Below are 13,995 nucleotides of genomic sequence, written 5' to 3'. Positions count from 1 at the left end.
GATGATCGACGACGCGCGCGTACGAGTGACTCGGTTTGACTTTGCCCCCGGCGCTGAAACCGGCTGGCACCGCCATGCGATGGACTATGTGATCACCGCCGTCACCGATTGCCACATGCGGTTGGAGTTGCCCGATGGAACCGTCAATGAGGTGACAGTGCCTGCCGGAACATCATATCGCCGGGACCAAGGGGTCGAACACAATGTGATCAACGCGGGGGACCACCCCATGTCCTTTGTCGAAGTGGAACTGAAATGAAGATCACTCGACTAACGGTTTTTCAGGTCGATCTGCCGCTGGAGCATCCCTACTGGCTGTCTGGCGGACGGCTGAAGTTTGAAAATCTCGACGCAACGATAGTGAAGGTTGAAACGGATGCGGGCCTGACGGGGTGGGGCGAAGGCACTCCCTGGGGTCACACCTATGTACCCGCGCATGGGCCGGGTATTCGGGCTGGGCTCGAAACCATGGCTCCGTTCATTCTGGGTCTTGATCCCCGCAAGGTGCTGGAGGTCGAACGCGCGATGGACCTCGCACTGCCCGGTCATCTCTATGCCAAAAGCCCGATTGATATGGCGTGTTGGGATATCGCCGGTCAGGCGGCGGGCCTGCCGATTGCTGATCTGATGGGCGGAGGCTCTCGCACGCCGCGCCCGATTGCCTCGTCCGTCGGGGCGAAGACCGTTGAGGAAACCCGCGAAGTCATCGAACGCTATCGCAGCCGGGGTTACATCGCGCATTCGGTCAAGATCGGTGGTGATGTGGAGAGAGACATCGCCCGCGTTCGGGATGTGGAAAGCCTCCGCCGACCGGGTGAAATTGTCCTCTACGACGTCAATCGAGGCTGGACTCGGCAACAGGCCCTGCGCGTGATGAGCGCCTGTGAGGACCTGAACGTGATGTTCGAACAGCCGGGCGAGACGCTGGACGACATCGCAGCGATATCGGCGAAACATGCCTCGCCCGTCTCGGTGGATGAGTCGCTTGTCACCTTGCAGGACGCCGCCCGGATCGCGCGGGATGGTCTGGCCGAGATATTCGGGATCAAGCTGAACCGGGTCGGTGGGCTGACCAAGGCCGCGCGGATGCGGGACATTGCGCTGGCCCATGGGATCGACATGTTCGTCATGGCGACCGGAGGGTCCGTTCTGGCCGATACCGAGGCGCTGCATCTGGCCGCCACCATCCCCGATGACAATTGCCACGCCGTCTGGGCTTGTCAGGATATGATCACCGTCGACATCGCAGGCGGGCGCGGCCCGCGCAACGTGGACGGCCATCTGCATCTGCCCGAAACGCCCGGCCTTGGTGTGCATCCCGACGAAGACGCTCTGGGCGCCCCGGCGGCCGTTTACAGACTCTGATTTTCTTGACGATGGAGATCGCGTGATATGCTCAAGATCAACACTCAATCCGAATGGATCGACCGCGCCAAGGCGGCTCTGCCTGCGGGGGGATTCGGCAATTTCGACCCCGGCATCATGATCTCACGCGGCGAAGGCAGCCGCGTCTGGGATGAGGATGGGACCGAATACATCGACTACCTTATCGGCTCGGGCCCGATGCTTTTGGGTCATGGCCATCCCGAAGTGCTTGAGGCCGTTCTGGAACAACTGCCCAAGGGCATGACCTTCTTTGCCAATAACAGCAAAGGCGTTGAACTGGCCGAGGCGATCATCGACGCCGTGCCTTGCTGTGAACAGGTGCGCTTTGTTGCTTCGGGCGGCGAGGCGGATATGTACGCGATCCGTCTGGCGCGCGCTTATACCGGGCGGGACAAGATCCTGAAATTCGAAGGCGGCTATCACGGCATGAGTGCCGAGGCGCAGATGAGCCTCGCCCCCAGCCGTGAGGTGAATTTCCCGCAAGCCGTGCCGGACAGTGCGGGCATCCCCTCAGGCGTTGCCGAACAGATGCTGATCGCACCTTTCAATGACCTTGAGGCCGTCGAGACCCTACTGAACGAACATGACGATATCGCCGCGATCATGGCCGAGCCTTTGCAGCGTATCATTCCCCCGCTGCCGGGATATCTGCAGGGCCTGCGCGCGCTGTGCGACAAATACAATGTGCTGCTGATCTTTGATGAGATCGTCACCGGATTCCGTCTGGCCTATGGCGGGGCGCAGGAACGGTATGCTGTGACGCCCGATATCTGCACGCTGGGTAAAATCACCGGCGGCGGTTTTCCTCTGGCTGCGCTGGGCGCAAGCGCTGAGATCATGAAGCATTTCGACAAATCGCAGGTGGGTGAGGCCGGATGGCTGATGCAGTTGGGCACTCTGTCAGGTAACCCAGTGGCCTCGGTCGCCGGGTTGAAAACGATGGAGATTCTGCGGCGCGAGGGGACATATGAGCAGCTGCGCGCAACAGGCGCGGCCTTGCAGCAGATGCAGGTGGATGAGCTAACAAAAGCGGGTATTCCCCATCAGATCTGCGGCGACGAAACGCTGTTTGACGTCTATTTCACCGAAACCCCCTGCCGCGACTACCGCAGCGCTAGACACGACGACCCCAAACGGAACGCGCTCTACAATGATGTTCTACGGGAGAACGGGATTTTCAAATCTCCGGGCAAACTCTACCCGTCTCTGGCGGTGACCGAGGCCGATCTGGAGCAAACGCGCGAAGCGGTGAAACAAGCGGTCGCGGCACTGGGCTGATCAAAAGAAAACGGGCCGCTGTCGAAATTGACAGCGACCCGTTCACCTATTGCAGTCTGGGCGTAGCCTCGCCCCCTCGAATACTTGTTAAAACACCAACAATCTGAAAACTTTCGATACTTTCGAGGCTATCCAGTCTTGCAACCGGTATGGCCTATTAATGCCTGTCTTTTCGGAATGCCACAGTGAACAAGTTCACTTTGGCTAAAATTATTTAGGATTTTTTCCAATCGAAGAAACCGGGACCTGCCTGACGCAGCAGAGTGTCGGCCATTGCCCGGCCCATCTCGGTGGCGTCTTCGATCGCGCCTGTTGTGTTTTCCGCAATGGCCTCGGATCCGTCGGGGCGCAGAACCTCGCCCCGCAGCTGCATTTGGCCGCTCTCGATTTCGCAAAGCCCGGCGATGGGGGTCTCGCAAGATCCGTCCAGCCCGGCCAGTAGCGCACGCTCCGCTGTCAGCCGTTGACCGGTTTCAGCGTGATGAATCGCTTCAAGCAGTTCGGCGGCCCGGCTGTCTGTTTCGCGGCGTTCAATGCCGATCGCGCCTTGTGCGATGGCGGGCAGCATATCGTCCGTGGAAATCGCGGTGGCAGGGACGTCCTCCATCCGCAGTCTGCGGATGCCGGCCATGGCCAGAAAGGTGCAATCGGCCACGCCGTCCGCCAGTTTCTTCAGGCGGGTCTGAACGTTGCCGCGAAATTCGACCACATTCAGGTCGGGGCGGCGGTTCAGCAATTGCGCCCGACGCCGCAGGGATGAGGTGCCGACAACGGCGCCCTCGGGCAGGTCGCGGATTGAGGTGAATTGCGGGGAAATGAACGCATCGCGGACATCCTCGCGCGGCAGAAACGTATCCAGCACCAGCCCAGCGGGCTGTTCAACCGGCATATCCTTTGTCGAATGGACGGCGATGTCGATATCGCCGCGCAGCATCGCCTCTTCGATTTCTTTGGTGAAGAGGCCTTTGTTGCCAATCTCCTTCAACGGGCGATCCGCATCGATCATGGCGCGGTTGTCGCCGGTGGTTTTGATCACCACGATCTCAAACGCCTCATCGCTCAGCCCGAACGCATCGCGCAGCCTTTGGCGAGTCTCATAAGCTTGTGCCAAAGCCAGCGGAGAGCCTCGGGTGCCAATTTTCAGCGGCGATGCGGGGGTGGGCAGAGTCAATGTCATGGACACCAGCTTTAGTCGCGTCACTTTGCCCTGACAATGGGGGCGGTGCTTGACAAATTGCCACTGAGCGCCGACCCGTGGACGAAACGCAAGATTGAGGGCGATGATGGCTGAGACGAAGAAATTGCTGCGGGCACTGGCCGGAGAGGTTCAGGACACTCCGCCGATCTGGATGATGCGTCAAGCCGGGCGGTATCTGCCGGAATATCGCGCAACACGCGCGCAGGCCGGGGATTTCCTGTCGCTGTGCTACAATCCTGAACTGGCGGCCGAGGTCACGCTGCAGCCCATTCGCCGCTATGGGTTCGACGCGGCGATCCTGTTTGCTGACATCCTTCTGGTTCCTCAAGCGCTGGGTGCGGACTTGTGGTTTGTGACAGGTGAAGGCCCGCGCCTGTCGACGATCACGCAGCAATCCGACTTTGACGTGTTGAAGCCGGTTGAGGACATTCATGAGACCCTGTCCCCGGTCTATGAAACTGTGCGTATCCTGTCGAAGGAACTGCCATCCGAGACGACGCTGATCGGATTCGCAGGCGCGCCGTGGACTGTCGCGACCTATATGATCGCAGGGCGTGGTACGCCTGATCAGGGTCCTGCGCATGCGCTGCGCGAGGAGAATAACGCCCTGTTTGAGGCTCTGTTGAAGCGGATTACACTGGCGACGATCGAGTATCTTTCGGCTCAGATCGAGGCCGGGGCCGAGGTGGTCAAGATCTTTGACAGCTGGGCCGGGTCGTTGAAAGGCGACGCGTTCCAGAAATACGCGGTTGAGCCGTGTCGTGTGATCACGCAGGCCATCAAGGCGCGCCATCCTAGTGTACCGGTCATCGGTTTCCCGCGCGAGGCGGGCGAGGGCTATGTCGGGTTTGCCAAGGCAACCGGTGTGGATTGTGTGGCGCTGGACAACTCGGTCGCGCCTGACTGGGCGGCGGCGCACGTGCAGGTGGACGGTTGTGTGCAGGGGAACTTGGCCTCGTCTCATATGGTGACGGGCGGTCAGGCGCTGTTGGATGAGACGCGGCAGATTGTTGAGGCGTTCTCCAAAGGACCGCATATCTTCAACCTCGGCCACGGGATTACGCCGGATGCGGATCCTGAGAACGTGCAGTTGATGATCGACACGGTGCGCGGGCGGTAGAGGGAAGGGGGCCAGACCCCTTCTTGGCCTTCGGCCAATTCATCCCCCGGGATATTTTTAGCCAGATGAAGGGGCGGATTGGTTCTGGTCGGAGAGTTCGTCCAGAATGTCCTGTGTGTGTTCGCCTCTGGCCGGGCTAGGTTTAGCGCTCCAGTGCGTGGTCGAGAAACGGGGCGCTGCGGCGGCTTGCATGGCGCCATCCACGGTTTGCCAAGTTTGGCGGGCGGTGTTCATGGGGTGGTTTTGTGCCTCGACCGGATCAAGGACTGGGGCGACGCAGGCATTGGTTTCGTGAAACAGCGCGGCCCAGTGGTCTCGGGGTTTGCTCAGGAACAGGTCTGTCAGTTTCTTCGTTTGGTCCGGCCAGAGTTTGGAGTTGAATTGCTCCTGCAAGTCGGGGTTTTGTGACAAGCCCAGAATGTTCAGGAATTCGGCATAGAATTTTGGCTCAAGGCACTGGACCGTCACAAAGCCATCATCGGCGCAGCGGTAGGTGCGGCTCCAATGTGGACCGTCAAGCAGGCTTTGGCCGCGCGTTTCTGACAGGTTGCCGGTTTGGCGCATGCTCATCAGCAGGTTCATCATATGCGCCGAACCATCGTAGATGGCCGCATCGACGACGGTGCCCTGACCGGTGCGCTGGGCGTTGAGTAAACCAGCGAGGAGTCCTGTGACCAGATACATCGCGCCTCCGCCAATGTCGCCGACGAGGGTTGCCGGGGTTTGTGGGGGTGTTTCAGGTTGCGCCGCGTACCAGAGAGCGCCTGAAAGGGCGATGTAGTTCAGGTCATGCCCAGCGGTTTTGGACAACGGGCTGTCCTGTCCCCAGCCGGTCATGCGGCCGTAGACCAGTTTTGGGTTCAGCGCATGGCATATGTCAGGCCCCAGTCCCAGTTTCTCCATCACGCCGGGGCGGAAGCCTTCGATCAGTGCGTCGGCGGTGGTGATGAGTTCCTTGGCGGTGTTCAGGTCGGTTGCATCCTTGAGATCAAGCGCAATGGACCGTTTGCCCCGGTCCAGCACCGAGCGTTCCGGCATGCCGGGTGTCACACTGCCGCCCTTGCGGTGGATGGTGATCACATCCGCGCCGAGATCAGCCAGCAACATGGCGGCGAAAGGGCCGGGGCCCAGGCCTTCGAGCTCGATAATGCGTATTCCGTTCAGCATGGATCTCTCCGGTATGTGCAGCGTTCCCCGGACCCTACAGCAATTCTGCGCAGAGCTCTGTGCGAAATTGGCCTGTTCCACCTGGAGGCGAAACGATAGGGTCTCTGCCAGAACGGGGAAACAGGCATGACTACCATTTTGTCGATCAAGGATTTGCGCAAATCCTATGCGGACGGGTTTGAGGCGCTGAAAGGCGTGTCGCTGGACATCGAGGAAGGCGAAATCCTCGCTCTGCTGGGGCCGAACGGGGCGGGCAAAACGACGCTGATCTCGACCATTTGTGGGATTACCACGCCGACCTCGGGCAGTGTCTCGGTTGGTGGGCATGATATACAGGCCGAGTTCCGCGCCGCCCGCAAAATGATCGGGCTGGTGCCGCAGGAGATTGCGTTGGAGCCGTTCGAGAAGGTCTACAATACGGTCCGGTTTTCCCGAGGTTTGTTTGGCTATGGCAATGACAGCGCGCGGATCGAAGAGATCCTGCGCAAACTGTCGTTGTGGGATAAACGCAAGAGCGCGATCAAGGAACTGTCCGGGGGCATGAAGCGCCGGGTTCTGATCGCCAAGGCTTTGGCCCATGAACCGCGCATTCTGTTTCTGGATGAGCCGACAGCCGGTGTCGATGTCGAACTGCGCAAGGATATGTGGGAGATCGTCGCCGAGCTGAAGCAGGCGGGCGTCACCATCATTTTGACCACCCACTACATCGAAGAGGCCGAAGCCATCGCCGACCGTGTGGGCATCATCGACAAGGGTGAGCTGCTGCTGGTGCAGGACAAGGATACTCTGATGGCGCAGATGGGTAAGAAACAGATCGAGGTCATGCTGACCGAGCCGATCTCGGCCATACCGGACGGGTTGGCTGCGCATAATCTGGTTCTGAACGGCAATGGCGATGCGCTGATCTATACCTATGACACCAATGCGGATCGGACCGGGATCACAACGCTGCTGAATGACGTGGCCCAATCGGGGCTGGTTCTGAGGGATGTGCAGACAAGACAATCCAGTCTGGAAGAGATATTCGTCAATCTGGTGTCGGGAGAGGCCGCATGAACTGGACCGCCATTGCCGCCATCTACCGGTTTGAGATGGCCCGCTTCTTCCGCACCTTGGCACAGAGCTTTCTGTCGCCGGTCCTGTCGACCTCACTGTATTTTGTGGTCTTCGGCACGGCCATTGGCAGCCGGATTCAAGAGGTGGAGGGCGTATCATACGGGGCATTCATCGTGCCCGGGCTGATCATGTTGTCGGTGGTCATGCTGGCGATTTCGAACGCGTCTTTTGGGATATATTTTCCAAAGTTTCTGGGCACGATCTATGAGTTGCTCTCTGCCCCGGTCAATTTCATCGAGATTGTCATAGGTTATGTAGGCGCGGCCGCCACCAAGGCGCTGTTCGTCGGTCTGGTGATCCTTGTGACGGCGACATTCTTCGTCGACATCCGGATCGAGCATCCGCTGGCGATGGCCGCGTTTCTGGTGCTGTCCTGCCTCAGCTTCTCGCTGTTGGGGTTCATAATCGGGATATGGGCCAGCAATTTTGAGCAGATGTCGCTGGTTCCGCAGTTGGTTGTCACCCCGCTGATCTTTCTTGGCGGCACGTTCTATTCGATCTCGATGCTGCCGCCACTGTGGCAAACGATCACACTGTTCAACCCGGTGGTTTACCTGATTTCGGGCTTCCGCTGGTCGTTTTATGGGCTGGCAGATGTACCGATCGTGTTCAGCCTTTTGGCCATCGTGGCCTTCACTGGACTGTGCCTTGCGATCATCTGGTGGATTTTCAAAACGGGCTGGCGCATCCGCAGCTAGATCGCTTTGCGTTTGATTTGAACCGAAATGCGCTGCCCCTCCCTGCGGTCGAACACGCATCTCGGTGGCATTGTCTCAGCTAAAACGCAAAACGCTTTATGGCGTTGCATTTTTGCCCATCGGTGTGAGGAAATTGTCTAACGCCGCGTTTTGCGTTCGGCGAGTCCCTTGTTTCGCCGATGGGGGCACTCTACATCGGCACCCATGAAACTCAGCCTGCCTTTTGTCAAAAAACCGCCCGTCGTGGCCATCGTTCGCCTGTCCGGTGCCATCGGCATGGCCGGGCGCGGCGCGTTGAATGATACCTCGCTGGCACCTGTTCTGGAAAAGGCCTTTCGCAAAGGCAAGCCTGCGGCCGTCGCGCTCGAGGTCAACTCGCCCGGCGGGTCGCCTGTGCAAAGCTCTCTGATCGGCGCGCGTATCCGGCGGCTGTCGGACGAGCTTGAGATACCGGTCGTGGCCTTTGTCGAAGACGTTGCGGCCTCGGGCGGGTATTGGCTGGCGGCGGCAGCGGATGAGATCTGGGCCGATGACAGCTCCGTCCTCGGGTCGATCGGGGTGATCTCGGCCGGGTTCGGCGCACATGAGTTTCTGGTGAAACAAGGTTTTGAGCGGCGCGTTCATACGGCCGGGAAATCTAAATCCATGCTCGACCCGTTCCGCCCGGAAAAGGAAGAGGATGTCGCGCGGCTGGAACGCCTTTTGGAAGACATCCACGAGAATTTCATCACCCATGTTAAAACCCGTCGTGGCGACAAGCTGGACGCAGATGCTGATCTGTTCACCGGTGAAATCTGGCTGGCGCGACGCGCGCAGGAGCTGGGCTTGATCGAAGGCATCGCCCATCTGAAACCCAAGATGCAGGAGCGTTTCGGCGACAAGGTGAAGTTCCGCCGCTACGGCGTGCGCAAACCACTTTGGTCACGTTTCGGTACCGCGCTGGCGCAGGACGCCGTAGCGGGGCTAGAGGAGCGGGCGGCCTTCGCGCGTTTCGGTCTGTAACGTGATCATCAAGATCGTCACTCTGTTTCTGGTCGCCATGGGTGTTTTGGCGATGTTCGGCAAGCTGCGCTTTCCGGGGCAAAATCGGTTGAGTTCTGCCAAATGTCCGCGTTGCGGTCGGTTCAGGATCGGCAAAGGCCCCTGCGCCTGTGAAAAAGGAGGCCGGACATGACGGCATGGCTGCTCTCCGGCCTCGGATTGGTGATCCTGTTGCTGGCAGGCGATGCACTTGTACGCGGTGCGGTGAACCTAAGCCTGCGGCTGGGTGTCCCCGCCTTGATCGTCAGCCTGACGATCGTTGCCTTTGGCACTTCGGCACCTGAGTTGCTGATTGCGATCAGCGCGGTGAAGGAGAACGCACCGGGCATCGCATTGGGTAACGTCGTCGGCTCCAACACCGCGAATATCCTTTTGGTTCTGGGCTTGCCTGCCTTGTTGGCAACGCTGCACACCAGCGAATGCGACAGCCGGAAAAACTATGTCTTCATGCTGTTGGCGAGCGTCCTGTTCATCGGCCTCGCCTTCTGCGGCGTGTTTAATCTGATCAGCGGTGCCATTCTGCTTGCCGCCCTTGGGCTGGTGTTGTGGAACGCGTTTCGCGAAGCCAAGGCGCATCGCAAAGCTTGCGCTGATGCAGCCGGGGCATGTGCCGACGATGAAGAGCTGGACGGTTTGGAAGAGGCCGATCCGAACATGCCTTATTGGAAGATCTCGATCTACGTGGTCCTTGGCCTGATCGGTCTGCCCATGGGCGCGCATCTATTGGTCGAAAACGCCACCGAAATCGCCCTGATGTACGGGATCACCGAAACGGTGATCGGTTTGACACTTGTGGCTGTAGGAACGTCTCTGCCTGAATTGGCGACGACTGTTATGGCGGCCCTTCGGCGTCAGGCGGATGTGGCGCTGGGCAACGTGATCGGCTCGAACATGTTCAACCTGCTGGCAATCGTCGGTATTGCCACGTGGTTCGGCAACATCCCGGTCGATCCGGAATTCCTTGAGTTCGACCTGTGGGTCATGCTGGGCGCCTCGCTGCTGCTGATCCCGTTTGTGTTCTTCAAACAGGATATTTCCCGGATCTGGGGTCTGGTGTTGACTTTCCTTTATGCGCTTTATGTCACCACATTGCTGATGTGATGTGACGGAAAGAGGTATCCATGTCCCAAGCGCTAGTAACCGGAGCCGGCATCCGCTTGGGCCGCGCCATGGCCCTTTATCTGGCGGGGCGCGGGTATGATGTGGCTGTCCATTATGCGACCTCGGAACAGCCCGCGGCTGAGACGGTTGCAGAAGTTCAGGCGCTGGGCCGCAAAGCTGTGGCGCTGCAGGCCGATCTTCTGGATGAGGAACAGGTGACCGCACTGCTGCCTCGCGCGGCTGAGGCTCTGGGTGGGCCGATCACGTGTCTGGTCAACAACGCGTCGGTCTTTGAGTATGACAATATCCACACGGCCACGCGCAAAAGCTGGGACCGGCACCTCGACAGCAACCTGCGCGCGCCCTTTGTTCTAACTCAGGCCATGGCCGAACAGGGCTTGCAACCTGAGACGGATGCGCAGGGAGAGCCGCAGGCCTCTGGCTTGATCGTCAACATGGTCGATATGCGGGTGCGGAAACTGACGCCTGAATTCATGAGCTACACCATCGCCAAGATGGGCCTGTGGGCGCTGACGCGCACGGCTGCCCAAGCGCTGACACCCGCAATCCGCGTCAACGCCATTGGTCCCGGACCGACCATGCAGGGACATCGTCAGAGCGAACAGCACTTCAAAACCCAGCGCGCCAACACAGTACTGGAGCGGGGCTCGAACCCGTCAGATATCACCGCAGCACTGGGCTATTTTCTAGACGCGCATGCTGTCACTGGGCAGCTTTTGTGCGTGGATGGTGGGCAGCATTTGGGATGGCAAACGCCGGATGTGTTGGGCGTAGAATAAGTAAATCCGCTGCAAGTTTTGCACCGCTCTCTTTTGCGTTACCTAGCCGTTACAAAAACGTCTTATTTTTCATACACTTGCTAAGTGCATAAAAAAATAACAATAAAAAACAAATACTTAAGCATGTGCCTGTTTTTTGTGCAAATTAACGAACAAGCAAGGAAACAAGGAAGATTCTGCGCTCACGGAAACTTATCTTCATACTTATCCACAGAAACCGTGGATTTGTTTTCTCTTGAACTGAAGCGCCCAAGATTGCAGCCATAGACAGAGAATCATATCTCAGGCCCATGACAACCCAGGACGAATCGACACCCGAGCTTCAGCCCACCGGCTATGCCTGCATTCAGCGCTATGTGAAAACGCTGGACAGCTCGCCCGGTGTGTATCGGATGTTGGATGCGGACAGTCGGGTTTTGTATGTGGGCAAGGCGCGGAACCTTAAGGCGCGGGTGTCGAACTACACGCGCCCGGGGCATTCGGGCCGCATCGAGAAGATGATCGCCTCGACCGCCTCGATGATGTTCCTGACCACAAGGACCGAGACCGAGGCGCTGCTGCTAGAGCAGAACCTGATCAAGCAGCTCAAGCCCAAATACAACGTCCTGCTGCGCGACGACAAGAGTTTCCCGAACATTCTGGTCGCCAAGGATCATGGCTTTCCTCAGATCAAAAAGCATCGTGGCGCCAAGAAAGAAAAGGGCGCGTATTTCGGCCCCTTCGCCAGCGCGGGTGCAGTGAACCGGACCTTGAACCAACTGCAGAAGGCATTCCTTCTGCGCAACTGTTCGGATTCCATGTTCGACAGTCGCACGCGCCCTTGTCTTCTCTATCAGATCAAGCGGTGTTCAGGGCCATGCGTCGGGCTGATTTCGGAAGCCGACTATCGCGAAAGCGTCAAGGATGCCGAACGCTTCCTCTCGGGCCGGTCCACCAAGGTGCAGGAGGAGTTGGCCGAACAGATGATGGCCGCCTCGGAGGCGATGGAGTTCGAACGTGCGGCCGGCCTGCGGGATCGTATTCGTGCGCTGACGCAGGTGCAGACCAGTCAGGGCATTAACCCGCGCGGCGTGAATGAGGCGGATGTGATTGGCCTCTATATGGATAGCGGGCAGGCCTGTGTGCAAGTGTTCTTCATCCGCGCGAACCAGAACTGGGGGAACAAGGACTTCTACCCTCGTGTCGGTGCGGATGTGTCCCCGGCTGAGGTGATGGAGGCGTTCCTCGGCCAGTTCTACGATAATAAGGAACCACCGCGTCAACTGATCCTGTCGGACGGGATCGAAAACGCTGACCTGATGGAGCAAGCGCTGACTGAGAAAGCCGGACGCAAGGTGGAAATCCTCGTCCCGCAGCGCGGTGAGAAACAGGAGTTGGTCGCTGGAGCCCTACGCAACGCGCGTGAGTCGCTTGCCCGCCGCATGTCGGAAAGTGCCACACAGGCCAAGTTGCTGCGTGGTGTGGCTGAGGCGTTTGATCTGGACAACCCGCCGGGTCGGATCGAGGTCTACGACAACTCTCACATTCAGGGCACCAATGCGGTCGGCGGCATGATCGTCGCTGGCCCCGAGGGCTTCATGAAAAACGCCTATCGCAAGTTCAACATTCGCAGTGACGATCTGACGCCCGGCGATGACTTCGGGATGATGAAAGAGGTGCTGACCCGCCGCTTCACCCGTCTGCAAAAGGAAGATCCGGATCGTGAAAAGGGCATGTGGCCCGATCTCCTGCTGATCGACGGCGGTGCCGGGCAGGTGAGTGCCGTGCATGAGATCATGGTAGAGCATGGCGTCGAAGACATCCCGATGGTCGGCGTCGCCAAGGGCGTTGATCGGGATCACGGCAAAGAGGAATTCCACCGGATCGGTCAGCGTGCTTTTGCCCTGAAGCGTAACGACCCCGTGCTGTATTTCATCCAGCGCTTGAGGGATGAGGCGCACCGGTTCGCCATCGGTACCCACCGCGCGAAACGGGCCAAGGCCGTGGGCGCGACGCCACTGGATGAAATCCCCGGTGTAGGGGCCGCTCGCAAACGTGCTCTGCTCACTCATTTCGGAAGTGCCAAGGCGGTCAGCCGGGCCAATCTTGCGGATCTGAAAGCGGTCGAAGGGATCTCGGCCGGGTTGGCGCAGAAGGTCTATGATTTCTTCCACGACAAGGGCTAGGCCTTTCGGCCGCGCCACAGGATATACAGCCCCGAGGCCACGATCAGTGCGCTGCCGATCCACATTGTCTGATCCAGTGTTTCGCCAAACATCATTACGCCCAACCCGACGCCAAACAGCAGGCGGGAATAGCGGAACGGCGTAACGGCCGAGACCTCACCCGTTCGCATGGCTTTCATGAGCGAGGCATAGGCGGCAGTGCCCATCAGGATCGCTCCGCCAACGTGCAGGGTGGCGTTCAGGTCCAGCGGAGCCATCGGCACCCCTTCCCAGAACTGATAGGCCAGACCAGCCACGATGATGCAGAGGAAGCCGTAAAAGCCCAGAACCTCGATCCCCAGCGTCGCGGGTGCGGCGCGGCTGGCCAGATCGCGCCCGGCAAAGCCCAGCATGCCCAGGACGGCCAGGATCGACAGAGCCGAGAAGCTGTCTCCGGTCGGTTGAATGATGACCACGACGCCAATCAGACCGACCAGAATCGCGCTCCACCGTCGCCAACCGACGGTTTCGCCGAAAAACAGCGCGGCACCTGCCACCACGACCAAAGGTGTCGCCTGTAGGATCACGGTTGCCGCTGACAGAGGCGTCAGCGTGATCGCCAGCACGTAGAACATCCGCCCCAAAATCTCGAATAGAACGCGCACTTTCATGGGCCGTGACAGCACATCCCGATGAAACAAGCTGGCGCCACGCAGCAGGGCGACGGCGGCAAAGATGATCGCGCCACCGGCACCGAACAGGGTCAAGATCTGCCAGATCGGCAAATGCGCCGAGGCGCCTTTCAACAGCGCATCCTCGAGCGCGAAAAGTGCCATGCCCGCGATCATCCACGCGCTTCCGATCAGGTTTGATCGGGGGTCGGTTCGAATATGTGCGGTCATGGTCTTCCGTCGCTGCTGAGCCGTGCGCCAATCTGACCGCAAAG

The 13,995-nt window shown here is 59.2% G+C and carries 13 protein-coding genes; 10 read left to right on the top strand and 3 right to left on the bottom strand.

The window, feature by feature from the left end; translation table 11 throughout:
- The first annotated feature begins 1 nt into the window (after window position 1).
- From ACR0I8_RS15595 to ACR0I8_RS15585, 3 genes are read left to right on the top strand one after another with little or no spacing between them, the layout of a single operon-like run.
- Window positions 2-259 (top strand): cupin domain-containing protein, encoded by a 258-nt coding sequence (locus ACR0I8_RS15595; protein ID WP_170553940.1) that lies wholly within the window; start codon window positions 2-4, stop codon window positions 257-259.
- Window positions 256-1,365, top strand: coding sequence for an enolase C-terminal domain-like protein (locus ACR0I8_RS15590; protein WP_170691642.1), 1,110 nt, complete (start codon window positions 256-258; stop codon window positions 1,363-1,365). Before ACR0I8_RS15595 ends, ACR0I8_RS15590 begins: the two co-directional genes overlap by 4 nt.
- A 27-nt stretch (window positions 1,366-1,392) precedes the next feature.
- A complete protein-coding gene (locus tag ACR0I8_RS15585) occupies window positions 1,393-2,664 on the top strand; it encodes an aminotransferase class III-fold pyridoxal phosphate-dependent enzyme (RefSeq protein ID WP_170691640.1) in 1,272 nt (423 codons plus the stop codon).
- A gap of 214 nt (window positions 2,665-2,878) precedes the next feature.
- On the opposite strand, the gene hemC is transcribed toward ACR0I8_RS15585, so the two are convergent.
- A complete protein-coding gene (gene hemC, locus ACR0I8_RS15580; protein WP_170691638.1) occupies window positions 2,879-3,841 on the bottom strand; it encodes a hydroxymethylbilane synthase in 963 nt (320 codons plus the stop codon).
- A 106-nt stretch (window positions 3,842-3,947) separates the two neighbouring features.
- Here hemC and hemE point away from each other — a divergent pair, with 106 nt between their 5' ends.
- The gene (gene hemE, locus ACR0I8_RS15575) at window positions 3,948-4,982 is read left to right on the top strand and encodes a uroporphyrinogen decarboxylase (protein WP_170691636.1); all 1,035 of its coding nucleotides are present in this window, start codon (window positions 3,948-3,950) and stop codon (window positions 4,980-4,982) included.
- 57 nt (window positions 4,983-5,039) lie between these two features.
- Here the strand turns inward: hemE and ACR0I8_RS15570 are convergent, their stop codons facing one another.
- Window positions 5,040-6,149: a CaiB/BaiF CoA transferase family protein gene (locus ACR0I8_RS15570; RefSeq protein WP_170691634.1), complete on the bottom strand. Its 1,110-nt coding sequence runs from the start codon at window positions 6,147-6,149 to the stop codon at window positions 5,040-5,042.
- A 126-nt stretch (window positions 6,150-6,275) separates the two neighbouring features.
- Here ACR0I8_RS15570 and ACR0I8_RS15565 point away from each other — a divergent pair, with 126 nt between their 5' ends.
- The 6 genes from ACR0I8_RS15565 to uvrC all read left to right on the top strand — a co-directional run bounded on the left by ACR0I8_RS15565 (window position 6,276) and on the right by uvrC (window position 13,070).
- Window positions 6,276-7,205 (top strand): ABC transporter ATP-binding protein, encoded by a 930-nt coding sequence (locus ACR0I8_RS15565; protein WP_170691632.1) that lies wholly within the window; start codon window positions 6,276-6,278, stop codon window positions 7,203-7,205.
- Window positions 7,202-7,963, top strand: a complete 762-nt coding sequence (locus tag ACR0I8_RS15560) for an ABC transporter permease (protein ID WP_170642333.1) — start codon at window positions 7,202-7,204, stop codon at window positions 7,961-7,963. The genes ACR0I8_RS15565 and ACR0I8_RS15560 overlap by 4 nt, the downstream gene beginning before the upstream one ends.
- Before the next feature lie 204 nt (window positions 7,964-8,167).
- Complete coding sequence (locus ACR0I8_RS15555; protein ID WP_170691630.1) at window positions 8,168-8,965, top strand: S49 family peptidase; 798 nt, start codon at window positions 8,168-8,170, stop codon at window positions 8,963-8,965.
- Window positions 8,966-9,133: 168 nt separating this feature from the next.
- Window positions 9,134-10,105: a calcium/sodium antiporter gene (locus ACR0I8_RS15550; RefSeq protein WP_170462564.1), complete on the top strand. Its 972-nt coding sequence runs from the start codon at window positions 9,134-9,136 to the stop codon at window positions 10,103-10,105.
- Window positions 10,106-10,125: 20 nt separating this feature from the next.
- Window positions 10,126-10,905, top strand: coding sequence for an SDR family oxidoreductase (locus ACR0I8_RS15545; RefSeq protein WP_170691628.1), 780 nt, complete (start codon window positions 10,126-10,128; stop codon window positions 10,903-10,905).
- 290 nt (window positions 10,906-11,195) lie between these two features.
- Window positions 11,196-13,070 (top strand): excinuclease ABC subunit UvrC, encoded by a 1,875-nt coding sequence (uvrC, locus tag ACR0I8_RS15540; RefSeq protein WP_170691626.1) that lies wholly within the window; start codon window positions 11,196-11,198, stop codon window positions 13,068-13,070.
- Here the strand turns inward: uvrC and ACR0I8_RS15535 are convergent.
- Window positions 13,067-13,951, bottom strand: coding sequence for a DMT family transporter (locus ACR0I8_RS15535; RefSeq protein ID WP_170691624.1), 885 nt, complete (start codon window positions 13,949-13,951; stop codon window positions 13,067-13,069). The two genes, uvrC and ACR0I8_RS15535, sit on opposite strands and share 4 nt — an antisense overlap.
- Between the last annotated feature and the right edge of the window lie 44 nt (window positions 13,952-13,995).

It is taken from the genome of Ruegeria sp. BG9, assembly GCF_056538305.1.
This window is presented reverse-complemented; position numbering and strand designations above follow the sequence as displayed.